The organism is Acuticoccus sediminis, assembly GCF_003258595.1.
Classification (GTDB): domain Bacteria; phylum Pseudomonadota; class Alphaproteobacteria; order Rhizobiales; family Amorphaceae; genus Acuticoccus; species Acuticoccus sediminis.
In genome coordinates this window covers 1,847,712-1,866,824 of record NZ_QHHQ01000001.1, presented here as the reverse complement: position 1 = coordinate 1,866,824, position 19,113 = coordinate 1,847,712, and the positions used below count along the sequence as shown (strand labels likewise).

Annotated in this window: 19 protein-coding genes; 15 read left to right on the top strand and 4 right to left on the bottom strand. The window is 70.1% G+C overall.

Annotation, left to right across the window (positions count from 1 at the left end):
• Positions 1-30 precede the first annotated feature (30 nt).
• The gene (locus DLJ53_RS08205; protein ID WP_111343870.1) at positions 31-756 is read right to left on the bottom strand and encodes a cobalt-precorrin-6A reductase; all 726 of its coding nucleotides are present in this window, start codon (positions 754-756) and stop codon (positions 31-33) included.
• Positions 749-1,840: a cobalt-precorrin-5B (C(1))-methyltransferase gene (locus DLJ53_RS08200; RefSeq protein ID WP_111343868.1), complete on the bottom strand. Its 1,092-nt coding sequence runs from the start codon at positions 1,838-1,840 to the stop codon at positions 749-751. Before DLJ53_RS08200 ends, DLJ53_RS08205 begins: the two co-directional genes overlap by 8 nt.
• Positions 1,841-2,039: 199 nt before the next feature.
• Between DLJ53_RS08200 and DLJ53_RS08195 the strand changes: the two genes are divergently transcribed.
• The 4 genes from DLJ53_RS08195 (at position 2,040) to DLJ53_RS08180 (ending at position 5,880) form a co-directional block, all read left to right on the top strand.
• Positions 2,040-2,774, top strand: coding sequence for a DUF1194 domain-containing protein (locus DLJ53_RS08195; RefSeq protein ID WP_226575175.1), 735 nt, complete (start codon positions 2,040-2,042; stop codon positions 2,772-2,774).
• Positions 2,775-2,778: 4 nt separating this feature from the next.
• A complete protein-coding gene (locus tag DLJ53_RS08190; protein ID WP_226575173.1) occupies positions 2,779-4,044 on the top strand; it encodes a cobyrinic acid a,c-diamide synthase CobB in 1,266 nt (421 codons plus the stop codon).
• 184 nt (positions 4,045-4,228) lie between these two features.
• The gene (rocF, locus tag DLJ53_RS08185; RefSeq protein ID WP_111343863.1) at positions 4,229-5,143 is read left to right on the top strand and encodes an arginase; all 915 of its coding nucleotides are present in this window, start codon (positions 4,229-4,231) and stop codon (positions 5,141-5,143) included.
• Between the two features lie 113 nt (positions 5,144-5,256).
• Positions 5,257-5,880 carry an FMN-binding negative transcriptional regulator gene (locus DLJ53_RS08180; RefSeq protein ID WP_111343861.1) on the top strand — a complete coding sequence of 208 codons (624 nt, stop codon included), beginning with the start codon at positions 5,257-5,259 and terminating at the stop codon, positions 5,878-5,880.
• 196 nt (positions 5,881-6,076) lie between these two features.
• Here the strand turns inward: DLJ53_RS08180 and DLJ53_RS08175 are convergent, their stop codons facing one another.
• The gene (locus DLJ53_RS08175) at positions 6,077-6,286 is read right to left on the bottom strand and encodes a cold-shock protein (RefSeq protein WP_111343860.1); all 210 of its coding nucleotides are present in this window, start codon (positions 6,284-6,286) and stop codon (positions 6,077-6,079) included.
• Positions 6,287-6,776: 490 nt separating this feature from the next.
• Between DLJ53_RS08175 and DLJ53_RS08170 the strand changes: the two genes are divergently transcribed.
• Positions 6,777-7,559, top strand: coding sequence for an SDR family oxidoreductase (locus tag DLJ53_RS08170; RefSeq protein WP_111343858.1), 783 nt, complete (start codon positions 6,777-6,779; stop codon positions 7,557-7,559).
• 224 nt (positions 7,560-7,783) lie between these two features.
• On the opposite strand, the gene DLJ53_RS08165 is transcribed toward DLJ53_RS08170, so the two are convergent.
• Positions 7,784-8,260, bottom strand: a complete 477-nt coding sequence (locus DLJ53_RS08165) for a YaiI/YqxD family protein (protein WP_111343856.1) — start codon at positions 8,258-8,260, stop codon at positions 7,784-7,786.
• Positions 8,261-8,430: 170 nt separating this feature from the next.
• Between DLJ53_RS08165 and DLJ53_RS08160 the strand changes: the two genes are divergently transcribed.
• From DLJ53_RS08160 to DLJ53_RS08115, 10 genes are all read left to right on the top strand, one after another.
• Complete coding sequence (locus tag DLJ53_RS08160; RefSeq protein ID WP_202913028.1) at positions 8,431-9,096, top strand: aspartyl/asparaginyl beta-hydroxylase domain-containing protein; 666 nt, start codon at positions 8,431-8,433, stop codon at positions 9,094-9,096.
• A 161-nt stretch (positions 9,097-9,257) separates the two neighbouring features.
• The gene (locus tag DLJ53_RS08155) at positions 9,258-9,689 is read left to right on the top strand and encodes a hypothetical protein (RefSeq protein WP_111343852.1); all 432 of its coding nucleotides are present in this window, start codon (positions 9,258-9,260) and stop codon (positions 9,687-9,689) included.
• A gap of 130 nt (positions 9,690-9,819) precedes the next feature.
• On the top strand, positions 9,820-11,094 hold the full coding sequence (gene ilvA, locus DLJ53_RS08150; RefSeq protein WP_111344211.1) for a threonine ammonia-lyase IlvA: 1,275 nt from the start codon (positions 9,820-9,822) through the stop codon (positions 11,092-11,094).
• Positions 11,094-12,080 carry a 4-hydroxythreonine-4-phosphate dehydrogenase PdxA gene (pdxA, locus tag DLJ53_RS08145; protein ID WP_111343850.1) on the top strand — a complete coding sequence of 329 codons (987 nt, stop codon included), beginning with the start codon at positions 11,094-11,096 and terminating at the stop codon, positions 12,078-12,080. The genes ilvA and pdxA overlap by 1 nt, the downstream gene beginning before the upstream one ends.
• Positions 12,077-12,820, top strand: coding sequence for a pyridoxine 5'-phosphate synthase (locus DLJ53_RS08140; protein WP_111343848.1), 744 nt, complete (start codon positions 12,077-12,079; stop codon positions 12,818-12,820). The genes pdxA and DLJ53_RS08140 overlap by 4 nt, the downstream gene beginning before the upstream one ends.
• Positions 12,821-12,950: 130 nt before the next feature.
• Complete coding sequence (locus tag DLJ53_RS08135; RefSeq protein WP_111343846.1) at positions 12,951-14,156, top strand: glycerophosphodiester phosphodiesterase family protein; 1,206 nt, start codon at positions 12,951-12,953, stop codon at positions 14,154-14,156.
• 105 nt (positions 14,157-14,261) lie between these two features.
• Positions 14,262-14,555, top strand: a complete 294-nt coding sequence (locus DLJ53_RS08130; RefSeq protein WP_111343844.1) for a DUF1244 domain-containing protein — start codon at positions 14,262-14,264, stop codon at positions 14,553-14,555.
• A 500-nt stretch (positions 14,556-15,055) separates the two neighbouring features.
• Positions 15,056-16,606 carry a C1 family peptidase gene (locus tag DLJ53_RS08125; protein WP_111343842.1) on the top strand — a complete coding sequence of 517 codons (1,551 nt, stop codon included), beginning with the start codon at positions 15,056-15,058 and terminating at the stop codon, positions 16,604-16,606.
• 63 nt (positions 16,607-16,669) lie between these two features.
• Positions 16,670-17,194, top strand: a complete 525-nt coding sequence (locus DLJ53_RS08120; protein WP_162408996.1) for an OmpA family protein — start codon at positions 16,670-16,672, stop codon at positions 17,192-17,194.
• 22 nt (positions 17,195-17,216) lie between these two features.
• Entirely contained in the window at positions 17,217-19,073 is a 1,857-nt protein-coding gene (locus tag DLJ53_RS08115; protein ID WP_111343838.1) for a caspase family protein, read from the top strand.
• The last annotated feature ends 40 nt before the right edge of the window (positions 19,074-19,113 follow it).

Here is a 19,113-nt window from a genome sequence, read left to right as displayed (position 1 = left end):
CCGCTCAGGTCCCTTCCTCCGGGAATCACCTCAAATGTACCAGCGCAGGCGACGGACGAGCTGCTCGGGCGTGCGGCAGTTGACCCACGGCTGGCCGCGCGGGCGCTGCACCATGTAGACGAGCATCCGCCGCTCGCGCGCGGCGACGAGCTTCGCCGCGGTCGCGTCGCCGCCGGAGTTCTTCGTCACCATCGCGTCGAACTGGTACCTGGCGAAGAGCGCCCGCTCGTCCTCGATGCTGAACGGACCGCGGTCGCGGATGACGGTCACGTCGCGCCGCGTGCCGAGGTCGGGCTTCTCGATCGTGCGCACGACGAGCCGCAGGTCGCGCCGCATCAGGAACGGCTGGAGGCTGTGCGCCCCCACCGTCAGGAAGACGTCCGAGCCGTTGTCGAGCGCGGCGGCCGCCTCCTCCAGCGAGCGGACGTCGATCCACCGGTCGGCCGCCGAGCGGCGCCAGGGCCGGCGTTCCAGGCGGAGATAGCGCACCTTGGCGCGTTTGGCGGCGCGCTTGGCCATCGGGCTGATCTCGGCCGCGAAGGGGTGCGTCGCGTCCGCCACCACCTCGACGCCCTCGTTCTCGAGGTAGCGCACCATGGCGTCCTCGCCGCCGAAGCCGCCGCGCCGCTCCGGCCCCGGGTAGGGCGAGGCCGACGCGCTCGCCAGCGAGACGATGAAGCTCGCCCCCTTCTCGTCCAGCATTTCGGCGACCCGACGGGCCTCCTCGGTCCCGCCGAGGAGCAGAATTCTAGCCATGCGCCACGATATGCCCCGAGCGATCCACCACCATTACGTCAACGCCAACGGATGCCCCGTCGAGACGTTCCCTCGCCGCCTCCCCCGCGTGCCGGGCGACGGTCGCGGCGAGGTCGATGCCGTGCTGCCGGGCGATCTCGAGCGCGGCCATCGCCGTCGGCGCCGCGGCGACGGCCGCGGCTGTCGCCTCGCCGCCGCCCGCCTCCAGCGCCCAGGCGGCGAGCCGCGCGTGGTCCACCTGGCTCCGCGAGGAATGCAGATCCATGGCCCCCGCCGCAAGCTTGGCGAGCTTGGCGAAGCCGCCGGCGATGGTGAGGCGCGGCACCGGGTGGTGACGCAGGTACTTGAGGACGCCGCCGGCGAAGTCCCCCATGTCGATCATCGCCATGTCCGGCAGGCCGAGCGCGGCCTGCGCCGCCTTCTCCGACGTCGAGCCGGTCGCGGCGGCGATATGGCCGAGCCCGGCCGCGCGGGCGACGTCGATGCCGCGGTGGATCGAATGGATCCAGGCCGAGCAGGAGTAGGGCGTGACGATCCCGGTGGTGCCGAGCACGGAGAGGCCGCCGACGATCCCGAGACGCGGGTTCCACGTCTTCTGCGCCAGCGCCTCGCCGCCCGGGATCGAGATCGTGACCTCGGCGCCGACGGGGATGCCGCGCCGGTCCGCCACCTCGGTGAGGGCGGTCGTGATCATCGCCCGCGGGACCGGATTGATCGCCGGTTCGCCGACCGGCACCGGCAGTCCGGCGCGCGTCACCGTGCCGACGCCTTTCCCCGCGCGAAATGTCACACCCGTGTCGCACGGGCGGACGGTGGCGAGGATGAGCGCGCCGTGGGTGACGTCCGGATCGTCGCCGGCGTCCTTGATGACACCCGCTGTGGCTGTATCCCCCTCGCGCAACTCATACGCGAGGGCAAACGCTGCTGATCCACCGCGTGGTAAAGCGATTGTGACAGGATCCTCGAAGGAACCCAGCAGCAGCGCGGCGTACGCGGACTTGGCGGCGGCGGTGGCGCACGCACCCGTCGTCCACCCCGACCGCAGGGGTCTGTTCGGCTCGGAAGTGGCCTCCGGTCGTGTCATGTAACCCTTTGGTTGCGTTGACCACCACCAACGGTCAGGTCACCTTGGTATGAAGGTCGCATAGACGGCTAAGGCACGCCCCAAGGGTGATCCATTCTGTCCATTGCATGTGGAGTCTGGGATGCTGCGCGCGATCGTATCTGCCTTCTTCCTCAGTCTGACTTCAATACCGGCCGCTTGGCCTCAGGACATCCCTCCCGTGGTCGACGTGGAGCTCGTTCTCGCCGTCGACGTGTCGTGGTCGATGGACCTCGACGAGCAACGCCTCCAGCGGGAGGGTTACGTCAACGCCATCCGCGATCCGCAGGTCGTCACCGAAATCCGTCGGGGCGACTGGGGACGGATCGCCGTCACCTATGTGGAGTGGGCCGGGGTCGGCCTGCAACGCACCGTCGTCCCGTGGACGATCATCAGCAGCCAGGCGGAGGCCGAGGCCTTCGCCACGGCCCTCTCCGAGGCCTCGATCGGGCGTATGCGCCGCACCTCGATCTCGAGCGCCCTCCTCCTCAGCGCCGCCCTCTTCGACAACGGCATCGACGGTTTCCGCCGCGTGATCGACATCTCCGGCGACGGCCCCAACAACATGGGTCCGATGGTGACCGACGCGCGGGACAAGGTGATCCGCCAGGGCATCACCATCAACGGGCTGCCGATCATGATCAAGCAGCGCATCCGCGGCGACTTCTTCCAGATCGAGAACCTGGACGAGTACTACAACAACTGCGTGATCGGCGGCATGGGCTCGTTCATGATCACCGTCGAGAGCAAGGAGCAGTTCGGTCAGGCGATCCGCCGAAAGCTGATCCTGGAGATTGCAGGGGCCGAGCCGAGGGTGCAGAAAGCCCAGCACAGCGCCCCGCAGATGAGCGTGGGCGCCGACTGCATGGTGGGCGAGAAGCAATGGAGACGATGGCGCCGTTTCGATCAGTGGTAGGCTCGTGAAGTTCATCGTCGCCGCTCCGCAGTCGGGGTCCGGAAAGACGGTGGTCACCACGGGTCTCATCGCAGCCCTCGTGGCGCGCGGGCACAGTGTCCACCCGGCCAAGGTCGGGCCGGACTATATCGACACCGCGTTCCTCGCCGCCGCCGCCGGGCGGCCGGCGCTCAACCTCGACCTCTGGGCCATGCGGCCCACCCTGGTCGCCGCGCTCGCCAACCACGACAGCCTCGTGGTGGAAGGCGTGATGGGGCTGTTCGACGGCCCCTCCGGCGGCGTGGGCTCCACCGCGGACGTCGCCCGCCTCCTGGCCTTGCCGATCATCCTGGTGGTCGACGCCTCGCGGCAGAGCCAGTCCATCGCCGCCCTCGTCCACGGCTTCGCCACCTTCGACAAGACGGTGAAGATCGCCGGCGTGATCCTGACGCGCGTCGGCAGCGTCAAGCACGCCCGCATGCTGCGCGAGGCCCTCAGCGCGACCGAGATCCCCTGCCTCGGCACGATCCCGCGGGACGAGCGGCTGTCGTTTCCCTCGCGCCACCTCGGCCTCTACCAGGCCGGCGAGTACGCCGACATCACCTCCCGCATCGACACCATCGGCCGCATCATCGCCGGCACGGTGGACATCGCCGCGATCGAGGCGCTCGACGGTCCGCCCCGCGCCGCACCGGCGCTGCCCGAGCCGCTGCCGCCACCCGGCCAGCGCATCGCCATAGCGTCGGACCAGGCCTTCTCCTTCACCTACACCCACATCCTCGACGGCTGGCGCAGCAAGGGGGCGACGCTGCACCCCTTCTCGCCGCTGGGCGACGAGGCGCCGGACGACAGCGCCGACGCCATCGTGCTCCCCGGCGGGTATCCCGAGTTGCACGCCGGGCGGCTCGCCGCCGGCACGCGCTGGAAGGCGGGCGTCGCCGGCGCCGCCGCGCGCGGCGCGCTCGTGATCGGCGAGTGCGGCGGCTACATGGCGCTCGGCGAGACCCTCGTCGACGCCGAGGGGACGCCGCATGCCATGGCCGGCCTCCTCCCGATCACGACGAGCTTCGCCGATCCGCACCGCACCCTCGGCTACCGCGAGCTGAAGCACGACAGCGGCCTCCTCCCCGCCCGGACCCTGCGCGGGCACGAGTTCCACTACGCCACGGTCGAAAAGGAGGGCCCGCCCCTCTTCGAGGCGAGCGACGCGGACGGCAAGAGCCTCGGCGCCATCGGCACCCGCCTCGGCACCGTCTGCGGCTCCTTCGCCCACGTCATCGACCAGGTCTGACCGCGGCCCGCCGGGGTCGGCACCCCGGCGCACGCGGCTTCACCTCCGGATGTCCGGCGCGGCGCGTGACCACCGGGCGCCGTCGTCCCGCCTTGACGGGAGCGGTCCCGACGAGAAGAAGGTGCGGGCGTCAGGAGCCTGCGCGAGGACGCGGCCCTCGGGACACATGACGCGGGAGAGGCTCATGGCGACGATGTCCGTGCTCGGCGCACCGACGGAGACGGGAACCTATCGGCGCGGCTGCATCATGGGCCCCGCCGCCTACCGCACCGCGGGGCTCATCGAATCGCTCAGGGACCTCGGCCACGTCATCGCCGAGGACCGGGATCTCGTCCCGGACACCGTCGAGATCGACGACGCCGCCCACGCCCCGGCCCACGGCGTCGGCGCGACGGCCGGCTGGGTGCGCGCGGTGCGCCGCGCCTTCGCCCAGGCGCTCGCCCGGGGGAACGTGCCCGTGCTCCTCGGCGGCGACCACTCCATCGCCGCCGGCTCCCTCGCCGCGCTGATGGACGTCGCCCCCGGGACCCACATCGTCTGGCTCGACGCCCACCCGGACTTCAACACCATCGAGACCACGATGAGCGGCAACCTGCACGGCATTCCGGTCGCCATCGCGTCCGGCCTGCCGGGCGCGGACCTCATCTACGGCGGGCCGATCACCCCCCTCGACCCGCGCCAGATCACGATGATCGGCATCCGCTCCGTCGACCCGGACGAGCGCAAGCTGCTGAAGTCGCACGGCGTCACGGTGCACGACATGCGCGACGTCGACGAGTTCGGCATGGGCGAGCTCATCCGTCGGGCGATCCGCCGCGCGGTGGAGGCCGGGGCGCGCCTCCACGTCTCGCTGGATGTCGACTTCCTCGACCCGGACGTCGCCCCGGCGGTCGGCACGACGGTGCCGGGCGGGGCGACCGTGCGCGAGGCGCACCTAGCGATGGAGCTGCTGCACGAATCCGGCCTCGTCGCCTCGCTGGACCTCGTCGAGCTGAACCCCTTCCTCGACGAGCGCGGGCGCACCGCGACGCTGATGGTGGACCTCGCCGCGAGCCTCTTCGGCCGCACGGTCATGGACCGCCCGACCACCACCTGGTAGCGCACCCTCCTCCTCACCATTTGAACGCCCGAACGCCCGGAATTGCCGTATAGGACGGACCGCCCGGGCGGGGCCGCGCGCCCCGGCGGGCGCCAGTTTTCATGAGGCCGACCATGTACCAGCCCCCTCAATTTCGCGAAGAGCGGCGGGACGTCCTCTTCACGCTGATCCGTGCGCACCCGCTCGGCCTGCTCGTCTCCAACGGCGAGGACGGCCCGGTCGCCAATCCGATCCCCTTCCTGCTCGACGATCAGGCGTCCGAGAACGGCACGCTCCTCGCGCACATGTCGCGCGCCAACGACCAGTGGCGCGGGCTCGACGGCATGCCCGTGCTCGTCGTCTTCCAGGGCGCCAACGCCTACGTCACCCCGACCTGGTACGAGACCAAGCGCGAGACCGGGAAGGTCGTGCCGACATGGAACTACGCCATCGTCCAGGCGCGCGGGCGGGCCAGGGTGATCGAGGACACCGAGTGGCTGCGCGCGCAGGTGAACGCGCTCACGACGCGCCACGAGGCGGCCGAGGCGGCGCCGTGGCAGGTGAACGACGCACCCGCGCCGTTCGTCGCTGCCCAGCTTCGGGGCATCGTCGGCGTGACGGTCGAGATCACCAGCCTCGAGGGCAAATGGAAGGTCAGCCAGAACCGTCCGGTGGCGGACCGGGAGGGGGTGGCCTCCGGCCTCGACGGGCGCGCCGACGGTGGGGCGATGGCCGGGCTGGTGCGCGAGCATCTCTGAGCCGGCCGGCTCGTCTCGGACCCGATGCGCGAGAGCGACAATCGCTCAGCCGCTCCACGCGCATCGGTCGGGAGATCGAGGATCGACGTTGAATTCGGACGACGCGTCGCCGTATCCGCGGGGCGCGGCGGCGGAAGGGAAGCGCCGACAAACGGGGCGTTCGTCGGCGCTCGTCGCGTTGGTGTGGGGGGCGGCGCTACATCGCCTTCAGCTGTTCGGCCGAGGTGCGACCGCGCTTGGGATCCTTGTACAGCTCGTACGAGACTCGCTGCCCCTCGCTCAGAGAGTTCATTCCGGCGCGTTCAACTGCCGAGATGTGAACGAATACGTCCGCCCCGCCCTCGTCCGGCTGAATAAACCCATACCCCTTGGTTCCGTTGAACCACTTGACCGTGCCTGTCGCCATTCAAAGGCCTCCTATCTCCCGGTCCCCTTCGCGTCCGGCCCGCACCAGACCGCGAACTATTGCAGACGCGACCGCTCCGCCTGAACGGAGGCGACCAGCGCACCGTTCCGCTCACCCAAGCCATCAGTGGTTGAGGTTGCGTCTGCTGTCTCTGCCGCAGCAATCGGCGTGCCACGGCGTATCGCCCGAGCCGCAAAGATTGCGGCAAAATGTTCGGGCTTCGCCCCGCCGGCTATCGCCCAGGTACGGTCAGCCCCAAGAATTCCTTGACGCGCAGCGTGTGTCGAACGGCCCCGCATAGACCTTAACGAATGCACATCAGTGCTCTGTTGCCAAGCAATTTCATCAGAAAACCCTGCGATTGCTTCCATTTCGTATGATCTCAGGTAACCCCTTCCCCCGATGCCCTTCAAACGTGCGCGATGAGCCCGCTTGCCAGTCATAGACGTGGCATGGCACGCATATTCAAAACATCGACCGAGGAAATATTATGGATTTGGGCATCAAGGGCCGCCGGGCCATCGTCTGCGCGTCGTCCAAGGGTCTGGGACGGGGGTCCGCCGAAGCGCTCGCCGCCGCCGGCGTTCACCTGACGCTGAACGCGCGCACGAAGGACACCCTGGAGGCCACCGCCGCCGAGATCGCCAAGACCTACGGCGTCGAGGTGAAGGCCGTCGCGTGCGACATCACCACGGACGAGGGCCGCGCCCAGGTGCTCGAGGCCGAGCCCGCGCCCGACATCCTGATCAACAACGCCGGCGGCCCGCCCCCCGGCGTCTGGTCGGACTGGGGCCGTGCCCAGTGGCAGGCCGCGTTCGAGGCCAACATGCTGACCCCGATCCTGCTCACCACGCTGGTGCTGCCGGGGATGATCGAGCGCGGCTGGGGCCGCGTGGTGTCGATCACGTCGGGCTCGGTGAAGTCGCCGATCCCGCAGCTCGGCCTCTCCAACGGCGCGCGCGCCGGCCTCACGGGCTTCGTCGCGGGCACCGCGCGGCAGGTCGCCAAGCACGGCGTCATCATGAACAACATCCTGCCCGGCCAGCATGACACGGACCGGATCGGCGCGCTGATGAACGCCCGCTCGAAGAACGAGGGGATCACCGTCGAGGAGGCACGCGCCGGCGCGCAGGCGGCGATCCCGCGCGGGCGCTTCGGCACCCCGGCGGAGTTCGGCAGCGTCGCCGCGTTCCTGTGCTCCGAGCACGTCGGCTTCATGGTCGGCCAGAACGTCCTGCTGGACGGCGGCGCGTTCAACTCGACGATGGGCTGATGCCTGCGCCGGCGATCGGCCCCGCGCGCGCCCCTCGGGGAACGTGCGCGGCGCATGGCGCCGGCCACCTTGTCCCGGCGCCGCCGTGCCGGGACGAGGCGACGCAGGTGCCGCTTATCCGGCCGGCTCCTGCCTTGCCGCTCATCATCGCCCGGCCCCGGCCGGACGACCCGCCGCGCCCCGCCGGGCCGAGGGCGCCCCGCCGGGCGATGCCGAGCGCGGCGTCAGGCGCCCGCCGGGCCCTCGCCGACCCGGACGGCGGCGCGCACCAGCCGGTCCAGCGTCTGCAGGAAGCGGGAACGGTCGCGCGGCGTGAACGTCTTGCCACCACCGCCGGCGGAGAGCGGATTGGCCGCACGCCAGTCCGCCATCAGGTCGCGCGTCGCGAGCTCGTTGCCGATGGAGGCGCTGGTGAACGCCTCGCCGTTGGGCCGCACCGCCGTGGCGCCACCCTCCAGAACCCGCGCCGCGAGCGGGATGTCGGAGGTCACGCAGATGTCTCCCGGGCCGGCGCGGTCGGCGATCCACTTGTCCGCCTCGTCGGGCCCCGCGGGCACCACGACGGTCTCGACGAACGGCTCCCGGCGCGGCCGGATGCCGCCATTCGACACCATCACGACTTGAAACTGGTAGCGATCCGCGACACGGATCGTTTCGTCCTTGACCGGGCACGCGTCCGCATCGACGAATATAGTCTTCATACTCCGATCCCAGCCGTTAGGCGCCGATTGCCAAGGCGACAAGGCGACACGCCATGCAAATGACAACACCTGAAAAGACGTCCAAACCCAAATCCAAAACCCTCGGGAGGCGGATCAAGGCGGCGATCAATTGGCCGAGCAAGGCCGCGGTCCGCAAGCTGGAATCCGTCATGGGCAAAGGTTCGCTCGTCGGCGACAAGCCCGTCTTCGACAACAGGGACTTCCCGTGGGCCGGCCAGCTCGAGGCCAACGCGCACATCATCCGCGAGGAGCTCGCCAACGTCATCGAGCTGCGCGATGCGCTGCCGACGATGCAGTACATCTCCAAGACGCAGAAAAAGATCATCAAGACCGACGGGTGGAAGACCTACTTCTTCACCGCCTTCGGCGAGCGCGCCGACCGCAACTGCGAGCGGTGCCCCCAGACCGCGGCCCTGCTCGACAAGATCCCCGACCTCGAGGCCGCGTTCTTCTCGATCCTCGCCCCCGGCTCGCACATCCGCGCCCACCGCGGCGTCTACAAGGGGCTGGTGCGCGCGCACCTCGGCCTCGTCGTGCCGGAGCCGTCCAAGGACTGCCGCATGGCCGTCGGGGACGAGATGGTCTACTGGAAGGAAGGCGAGTGCGTGGTGTTCGACGACACCTACCAGCACGAGGTCTGGAACGACACCGACGGCGTGCGCGTGGTGCTCCTGATCGACGTCCATCGCCCACTGCCCCCCGCGCTCGACCGGCTCAACAAGGCGCTGCTGCGCATGGCGCGGATGATGCCGTTCGTGCGCGAGCCGGTGCGCCAGCACCGGGCGTGGGAAAAGGAATTCTACGCCAACGCGTAAGTCCTTCGATCGGCCGCGCGGGGGCTCTCGCCCGGGTGCGGCCGATCTTCCCGATCGGCCCTTGGCTCACAGCCTGCGGTTCGAATGGCCTATTCTTGCCAGATTATGGTGCGAAGGTGGCCAAAACACTGCGGCAACTCCTCTAGAGCCAAAGGTGCCCCATGCTGACCTTCCGTAAGCTTTTCGCCACCCTCGCGCTTGCGCTTGCGGGTGCGCTCGCCGCCGCCCCCGCCGCGCCGCTCCTGGCGGCCGACCTGCCCGGCGGCGCCGAGGCGACGCAGTTCCAGTTCGCCGACAAGCTGCGCCGCGGCGTGCTGGTGCGCGAGGGCATCCTGCTCGTCCGCGCCGACGGGTGCTACTTCACCAACGTCGAGGTGGTGAACGGTAATCCGCACCCCGTCACGGTGGCGATCAGCTACCGTTGGCCCGGCCGGCGCGGCCGCCCGCTCGCCACCATCACCGCGCTCGAACGCACGACCGTCGCTTCGGGCGAGTTCCTGGCGGTGGACGGCGAGGGCTGCAGCGGCACCGTCGGCTCCTACTACCCGACCCTCTCGCGCTCGACGCCGACGCGGATCATCTCGGTCCGCTGAGGGTCCGGTCGCGCGCGGCCGGGCGACCGGGCGGCCTCCCGCGCGGCCCAGTGGGAGGCGTGACCCTGAGCTGCGTCGAAGCCGCAACGATCCCCTACCCTTGGGGGCCGCCATCCGCTACAGACGCGCCATGAGCCCCGCGACCGCATCCCTTTCCGAAGATTTCCTCACGCGAGCCAAGGACGCCGCCGAAGCCATTCGTCCGCTCCTTGCGCCGACCCCGATCTTGCGCAACGCGCACCTGTCCGAGCGCTACGGGGCCGACATTTACCTCAAGCGTGAGGACCTGACCCCGGTCCGCTCCTACAAGCTGCGCGGCGCGGCCAACTTCTTCCGCAAGGCGCTCGCCGCGAACCCGGACGCCCGGCAGTTCGTCTGCGCCTCCGCCGGAAACCACGCGCAGGGCTTCGCCTTCGTGTGCGCCCACCACGGCGTCACCGGCACCGTCTTCATGCCGACGACGACGCCGAAGCAGAAGATCTACAAGACGCAGACCTTCGGCGGCGACGCCATCAGCGTGCGCCTCACCGGCGACACGTTCGACCAGTCCTACAAGGCCGCCCGCCTGTTCGCGCAGGAGACCGGCGCCGTCTTCGTCCCGCCCTTCGACCATGCGGACATCATCGAGGGCCAGGCGAGCGTCGGCCTCGAGATCCTGGAGGCGCTCGACGAGGCGCCGGACATGCTGATCGTCCCGGTCGGCGGCGGCGGCCTCGCGGCCGGCGTGGTCCAGGTGTTCGAGGCGCTCTCGCCCAAGACCGAGATCGTCTTCGTCGAGCCCGCCGGCGCCCCCTCGCTGCAGCGGAGCCTCATCGCCGGACATCGCGTCACGCTCGACCACGTCAACAACTTCGTCGACGGCGCCGCCGTGGCGCAGATCGGCGAGGCGAACTTCGCGGTTCTCGGCTCCCGCCACCCGGCGCAGGTGATCCTCGTCCCGGAGGACCGCCTCTGCGAGACGATCCTCGAGATGCTCAACATAGAGGGCATCGTGCTGGAGCCCGCCGGCGCGCTGCAGATCGACGCGCTGCGCTCTTTCCCGCCGGAGCGGCTCCGGGGCCGCAAGATCGTCTGCATCACCTCCGGCGGCAACTTCGACTTCGAGCGCCTGCCCGAGGTGAAGGAGCGGGCGATGCGCGCGGCCGGCACCAAGAAGTACTTCATCCTGCGCCTGCCGCAGCGTCCCGGCGCCCTGCGCGAGTTCCTCGACCTCCTCGGGCCGGACGACGACGTGGCGCGGTTCGAGTACCTCAAGAAGTCGGCGCGCAACTTCGGCTCGATCCTCCTCGGCATCGAGACCCCCTCGCGGGAGAACTTCGACCTTCTGAAGGCGCGGCTCGACGCGGCAGGCTTCGTCTACCGCGACATCACCGACGACGAGGTCGTGGCGGGCGTCCTGATCTGATGTTGGCTTTGACGATGGGCGAGCCCGCCGGGGTCGGCGGGGAGATCACGCTGGCGGCGTGGCAGATGCTGGCTGCCAGCGGGCCGGCCTTCATGCTCATCGACGATCCGGATCGCATCCGGGCCCTCGCCGGCCGGATGGGCAGCGCGACGCCCATCGAGGTTGTCGGCTCGCCCGCCGAGGCCGAGTGCGTGTTCCGCCGCGCCCTCCCCGTCCTGCCGCTCGGCCGCTCCGTCTCCGCCGAGCCGGGCGTCGCCGATCCGGCGAACGCAGAGGCCGTGCTGGAGGCCATCCGCATGGCCGTGCGCCTGGCGGAGAGCGGCGAGGTCGGCGGCATCGTCACCAACCCGATCCACAAGGCGGTGCTGCTCCAGGCCGGCTTCAGGCACCCCGGCCATACCGAGTTCCTCGCCGAGCTCGCGAACGTCGAGCGCACCGTGATGCTGCTCGCCGGCCCCGGCATCCGCGTCGTGCCGGTGACGATCCACATCCCGCTGAAGGACGTGCCCGGCGCGCTGACGGCGGAGGCGCTGGAGGAGACCGCGCGCATCGTCGACCACGACATGCGGGCGATGTTCGGCATCGCCGAGCCGCGCATCGTCGTCGCCGGGCTCAATCCGCACGCGGGCGAGAACGGCGAGATCGGCCGCGAGGAACTGGAGGTGATCGCCCCGGCCGTCGCGCGCCTCGCGGCGGAGGGCCTCGCGATCGACGGGCCGCGCAGCGCTGACACGATGTTCCACGAGAGCGCCCGGGCACGCTACGACGTGGCGCTCTGCATGTACCACGACCAGGCGCTGATCCCGATCAAGACGCTGGCCTTCGACGACGGGGTGAACGTCACCCTCGGCCTTCCGTTCGTGCGCACGTCGCCCGACCATGGTACGGCCTTCAACATCGCTGGTCGGGGTGTCGCGCGTCCCAACAGTCTGGTGGCGGCGATCCGGTTGGCGGAGGAACTTGCCTCAAATCGGAGAGCGACGTGACCGTTCCGTCCCTGCCACGCCTCGGCGTCAACATCGACCACATCGCCACGGTGCGCAACGCACGCGGCGGCAGGCACCCCGACCCGGTCCGGGGCGCGCTGCTGGCGGCGGAGGCGGGGGCCGACGGCATCACCGCGCACCTGCGCGAGGACCGCCGCCACATCCGCGACGAGGACGTGCGCCGCCTGATGGCCGAGAGCGCGCTGCCGCTCAACCTCGAGATGGCCACCACCGACGAGATGCTGGCGATCGCGACCGGGCTGCGGCCGCACGCCTGCTGCCTCGTGCCTGAGAAGCGCGAGGAGGTGACGACCGAGGGCGGGCTCGACGTCATCGGCGCGCAGGACCGCCTACCCGCCTACGTCGGCGCCCTCGCCGACAAGGGGATCCGGGTCTCGCTGTTCATCGATCCGGACCCGGCGCAGGTCGAGGCCGCGCAGCGCGTCGGCGCCCCGGTCATCGAGCTGCACACCGGCGCCTACTGCGACGCCGCGCCGGAGCGGCGCGAGGCCGAGTTCGCCCGCATCGCCGAGGCCGCCCGGATCGCCGACCAGCTCGGCCTCGAGTGCCACGCCGGCCACGGGCTCGACTACGAGACCACCGGCCCGGTCGCCGCGATTGCCAACATCGTCGAGCTGAACATCGGCCATTTCCTGATCGGCGCGGCGGTGTTCGTCGGCCTCGGCCCGGCGATCGTCGAGATGAAGCGCGTCATCGCCGCCGCCCGCACGAGCGCCTGACCCGGCGCGGGCGGGGCCGCGATCCGGCGGCCTTCGCTGCCATTGCCGGCTGTCACACAAGGTTCGCAGGACTGTCGGCGGAGCGACACGAAGGGGACGCTATGCGTGGTCTCCATTTCGGAGACCCTTGATGAAACGTCTCGCTCTCGGCGCCGCTCTCGCGCTCCTTCCGCTCGTCGCTCCGGCGCAGGCCGACGAGCCGCTCACCTACGGTGTGCGTCCCTTCTTCCTCATCGACAAGCTGCCCGACGGCGCGCTGAAGGAGAAGCTCCTCTCCTGCACGGGCCAGACGCCGAGCCGGACGACCTTCTCCATCGGCCACCGCGGCGCCCCGCTGCAGTTCCCCGAGCACACGGTTCAGTCGAACCTCGCCGCGGCCCGACAGGGTGCCGGCATCCTCGAGTGCGACGTCGCCTTCACGGCCGACAAGGAGCTCGTCTGCCGCCACGCGCAGAACGACCTGCACACCACGACGAACATCGTCGTGACGGACCTCGCCGACAAGTGCACCAAGCCCTTCACGCCGGCGTCGGGCGACACGCCGGCCGCCGCCGAGTGCCGCACCTCCGACCTCACCCTCGCCGAGTTCGAGACGCTGGCGCCGAAGATGGACGCCGCCGACAAGACGGCCACCACCGCGGAGGCCTACCTCGGCGGCGTGCCGACCTGGCGCACCACCCTCTTCGCCGACGGGGCCGAGCTCCTGACGCACAAGCAGTCGATCGCCCTCTTCAAGTCGCTCGGCGCGAAGTTCACGCCCGAGCTGAAGGACCCGGCCGAGGCGATGCCGTTCGACGGCTTCTCCATGGACGACTACGCGCAGAAGATGATCGACGAGTACAAGGAGGCCGGCATCCCGGCCGCCGACGTCTTCCCGCAGTCCTTCAACATCGACGTGGTGAAGTACTGGGTCGAGCACGAGCCGGAGTTCGGCGAGCAGGCCGTCTTCCTGGTGGAGCCGGGCGACGACTGGAAGCATGACGACCAGTCCACCTGGGTCGACACCCCGGCCGAGATCGCTTCGATGGGCATCAAATACCTCGCCCCGTCGATCAACATGCTGGTGGCGCTGGACGACGACGGCGCCATCGTCGCCTCCGACTACGCCACGGCCGCCAGGGAGGCGGGCCTGAAGCTGATCTCCTGGTCGCTGGAGCGTTCCGGCCCGCTCGCGAGCGGCGGCGGCTGGTACTACAACTCCGTGACCGACGCGATCGACACCGACTCCGACTACTACGCCGTGCTCGACGTCCTGGCGCAGGACGTCGGCGTCGTGGGCGTCTTCTCGGACTGGCCGGCGACGGTCACCTACTACGCCAACTGCTTCGGCCTCTGAGCGGGCCCCGCGAAGACGTTGCGGGAAAGGGGCGCCTCGGTGCCCCTTTTTCGTGGCGCCATTGTGCGCCACCTATGGGGTGTCGAAGAAGCGGAGCTTGCACCCATGACCGATGCCGAACGAACAGAGCTTGAGGCGGCCGCCTTCCGGCGCCTCGTCAACCATCTGCGGGCGCGCACGGACGTGCAGAACATCGACCTGATGAACCTTGCCGGCTTCTGCCGCAACTGCCTCTCGCGCTGGTACGCCGAGGAGGCGGACGCCCGCGGCCTCACCGTCGACAAGGAGGAGGCGCGCGAGATCGTCTACGGCATGCCCTACGAGGAGTGGAAGTCGAAGTACCAGACGGAGGCGAGCGACACGCAGAAGGCCTCCTTCGAGGCGACGCCCCACCACTGAGCGCCATGGGCCAGCGAGCGTGACGGGCCACTACTGGTCGTCCCGGCCGCCGGACTGACCGTCCCGGCCTTCGGACCCATGCAAACGGACGCCCCCCGTGGCGTCCGTTTTTTCGTCTGCGCGCCTCGCCTGCCTCGATGTTCGCTGCCGACGGCCCTGCCCTCAGCCATTCTGGCGGCAAAGCCGGGCCGCGGGCCGGTTCCGTGCGGCGCCGGGCCAGCACGAATGATCATTTGGACGTGACCTCGGTCACAGGACGGTCGCTTTAATGGCCTGCCGAGGGTAAGGATAGGTTGCCAGACATTTAAGATCTCTCCCCGGCACCCACATCGGGTTTGCGAATATAACGAGCCGTGGGTTCGCAAATGAAATATCGGGCAAGGGTAAATAACTTTGGATTTAGGTACGGCGTCTTCGTGCTGGCCGCATGCACTGCGCTTTGCAGCCCGGCCGTTGCGTTCGACCAAGATCGTACCATTGGGCTCTACGGCGCGAAGCCGATGTCGGCGGCGGACGTCGCCGCGTTCGGCCGCGCCTCCCTGACCCGTGCCTACATCCCCGACGCGATCGACCTTTCGCCGAAGATGCCGCCGCCGCTCGAACAGGAGGCGGGCTCGTGCGTCGCCTACGCCACGGCCTACGCCGTGCGGGGCTACTATTCCGCGCTGGAGAACCGCGTCGAGCCCGGCACCGTCGCCTACACGCCGAGCGCCGCCTACCTCCACGGCCGCATCCGCGAGACGGACGTTCCCTGCAAGGACGCCGGCGCGACGATCGCCGCCGCCTACAGCGAGATGGGCCACGGCCTCGTCAACGGCGTCGCGGTGCCCAACAACGCGATCTGCCAGCCGAGCGCGGAAACCTTCAAGGGTCCGGTCGACCCGTCGCTGGGCATCATCTCGGCCGAGATGGTGTGGCACCCGTCCGACGGCCCGGTCTCCCAGCGCACCCACGACACGATCAAGCAGAAGCTGGCGCAGGGGCACCCGGTGGTCGCAACCTTCCGCCTGTTCGGCATGCTGGGGCGCACCGGCGAGCGGCCGACCACGCTGTCGGACCTGCGCGAAGGCGAGATCTATTACGGCTCGCTCGACCCCAACAGCGGCTTCATCGACAACCACACCGTGGTGATCGTCGGCTACGACGAGCACCGCAAGGCCTACCTCATCCAGAACTCCTGGGGCGAGGCCTGGGCCGGCGACGGATACGGCTGGATCGCCTACAGCGCGCTCGAGCGCGACCTCGTCGACGCCTCGGTGATGATCACGTCCTTCAAGCCGCCGCGGCCGACGCCGGGCGTCCAGATGGACCGGCGGATCACGTCCACGGTGTCGGAGATCGCCGGTGTCCGCCTCGCGCCGTGCAGCCACGTCTACACCACCGGCGAGGTCGACGGCTCGCCCCGCTACGGCGGCTTCGTCGCCAGCGCCGAGGAGATGTCGGAGATCACCGCGAATGCCGCCCGCTCCGGCATCACGACGGCTCAGATCGCCGGCATCCGCATCCGCCCCTACCCCGTCTGCGAGGCGCTGAAGACGCTGGACGCGCCGCTCCAGGCCCATTCGCGGCCGACGGTGCGGCTGCTCTCGGGACTGGAGAAGGTGGCCGTCGGCGACTCGCTCGCCTTCGAGGTCGTCTCGCCCGATTTCCCGGCCTTCCTCTACGTCGCCTACCTCGACAACCAGGGCAACGTGACGAACCTCGCCCCGCGCGGCGGGCCGCTGCGCCAGCAGGTGGCGCCGGGCACGCGCCTCCTCTACGGCGACGGCCGCGAGGGCCGGCAGAGCTACGAGGCGGCGCTGCCCACCGGCGACGAGGCGGTCATCGTGATCGCCGCAAAGAGCCCGATCTTCCAGCTCGAGGATCTTGAGAACGGCGACGGGCAGTTCGTCATGCCGGGCCTTGCCACGCGCAACGCGCCGCAGATCGCCGACGACCGGTTCTACCTGTCGCTGCTGCGCGCAGGTCTCAACGACAACCCTGATCCCGACGCGCTCGCCCGGGAGGTGAGCGCGGCCGTCCTCCATATCGCCATTACGTCAGGATCTTGAGCCATGACGCAAAGTCACCGAACCTTACACCGCCGGCTGACCCACGCGTTCGCGGTCGCGGCCATGACATCACTCCTCGCCGGACCGGCGACGGCGGGCGGGCAGGACGAGACGAGCCGCATCGTCCCGCCCGAGGAGATCATCGCGGCGCTGAGCCCGAAGCCCACCGCCTCGACGAAGACGCGCGGCATCAAGATCACCGGCGAGCTGCCCCGGACGCTGCCCGCCGACCACGGCCTGCCGTCGATCTCGCTGACGATCAGCTTCGAGTACGACTCGCACCGCCTCACCAACGACGGGATGCTGGCCCTGCGCGCGCTCGGCCAGGCGCTCGGCGACCCGCGGCTGAAGACGATGACGTTCCACATCGCCGGTCACACCGACTCCCGCGGCACCGACGAATACAACCAGGCGCTCTCCGTGCGCCGCGCCGACACGGTGGTGGAGCACCTCCACGCCTTCTACGGCATCGAGAGCGAGCGAATGATTTCCATCGGCTACGGGGCCACGCGCCTCGCCGATCCCAGCGATCCCGAGGGCGCCGCGAACCGGCGCGTCGAGATCGTGAACCTTCAGCCACTTTCTTAAAGCCGTTTCGAGGGGGAATGTGATGAGACAGCTGGTCCGATTGTTCACCGCCGTCATCGCCGCGGCGACCGTCATCGCGACGGTCCCGGCGGAGGCCTACACCGAGCGTCGCGTCGCCCTGGTGATCGGCAACGGCGCCTACCAGCACGCGCCGTCGCTGAAGAACCCGGTCGCCGACGCCAGGGCGATGGCGGACAAGCTCCGCGAGCTCGGCTTCACCGTCGTCGAGGGCTACGACGTCGATTTCGCGCAGATGAACCGGACCCTCCTCAGCTTCGCCCGCGAGGTGGGCGAGGCGGACCTCAGCGTGTTCTTCTACGCCGGCCACGGCGTCGCGCACGCGGGGAGCAACTACCTCATCCCCATCGATGCCAAGTTCCGTGACGCGAGCTACCTCGACCTCGAGGCCGTGCGCGCCGACCTCATCACCAACCAGATGCAGTATTCGGACGGCGTGAACATCGTCTTCCTCGACGCCTGCCGCGACAACCCGCTGAACGACCCGAAGGCGCTGTCGAGCACGTCGACCCGCTCGATCGCGACCGGGCGCGGCCTCGCCAACATGTCCGCCGCCACGGCGGGCAAGGGCATCGCCATCGCGTTCGCGACGAGCCCGGGCCAGGTGGCGCAGGACGGCAGCGGCGAGCACTCGCCCTTCACGACCGCGCTGCTGCGCCACATCGGCACTCCGGACCTCGACATCACCAGCGCCATGTCCCTCGTCACCGGCGACGTGCTGGAGATGACCCGCGAGCAGCAGCGCCCGTGGCTGAACACCTCGCTGACCGGCCGCGTCTTCCTGCACCCCGCCGCCGATCCCGCGCCGGCCACGCCGCCGACGTTCGAGACCGCCGCCGTCGCGCCCTCCGTCCCGCCGATCCTGACGCCGCGGCCGGCGGCGACCGAAGCCTCCCTCGAGCCGGCCCCGTCGACGACGGGCGGTGCCGACCGCTCGGTCCCGTCGGGCGTCGGCGGCGTCACCGCGCGCGCCACGTCGACGCCCCCCGCCTCGCCGCCCCCGGCCGTGCAGGACACCCGCACCGTCAGCCTCGAGGCGCAGGAGCTGCTCTGGAAGTACGCCGAGAAGAGCGGCCGCGTGGCGGACTACAACAACTACCTGATCACCTTCCCCAACGGCCTCTTCGCGCCGCTGGCGAAGAGCCGCATCGGTGAGCTGGAGCGTCAGGTCGCCGCGACGACGCCGCCATCCGTGCCGCCGGTCGGCCTCGGCCCGTCGATCGGCGCCGCGCCGAGCCTCGCGGCCCCGGCCGCTCCGCCGACGTTCGAGACCGGACCGCTGACGCTGAAGGTCACCGCCGCGGTGAAGGCCGCCCCGGCGACCGCGGAGACGGAGCAGGCCCTGCTGATGGACCGCGAGAAGGCGCGCGAGGTGCAGCATCGCCTCAACCTCGCGGGCTACGACGTCGGCTATCCCGACGGCCTCTTCGGCCCGAAGACGCGCGGCGGCATCGCCGGGTTCCAGGAGGCGAAGGCGCTCCCGGCAACGGGTTACCTCAACGCGCTCCAGCTCGAGATCCTGACGGTCGACACGGCCGACGAGCTCGAGGAGAAGCCGCTCCCTGAACTGCGGACCGTCACCCGGACACCGCCGCCGGCGGCCACGTCGAGCCGTGCCACGCAGACCCGCTCCGTCTCGCGCAGCGCCTCAACCTCGAAGCGCACCACGAGCACGAGGCGCACCGCGACCTCGCGCAGCAGCTCCAGCACCCGGCGCACGACGACCGCGAGGACGACCGAGCCGCGTCCGCCGCGCGTGGTGAGCCGCCGCCCGGTCCACCAGGAGACCATCAGTCCGGGCGCGGCCGCGTTCGCCGGTGCGGTGGTCGGCGGCGTCGTGGGCGGCCTGCTCGCCCGCTGACACGCCCGCCCCGCAGAGATCGCCGGACCGGCACTTTAGG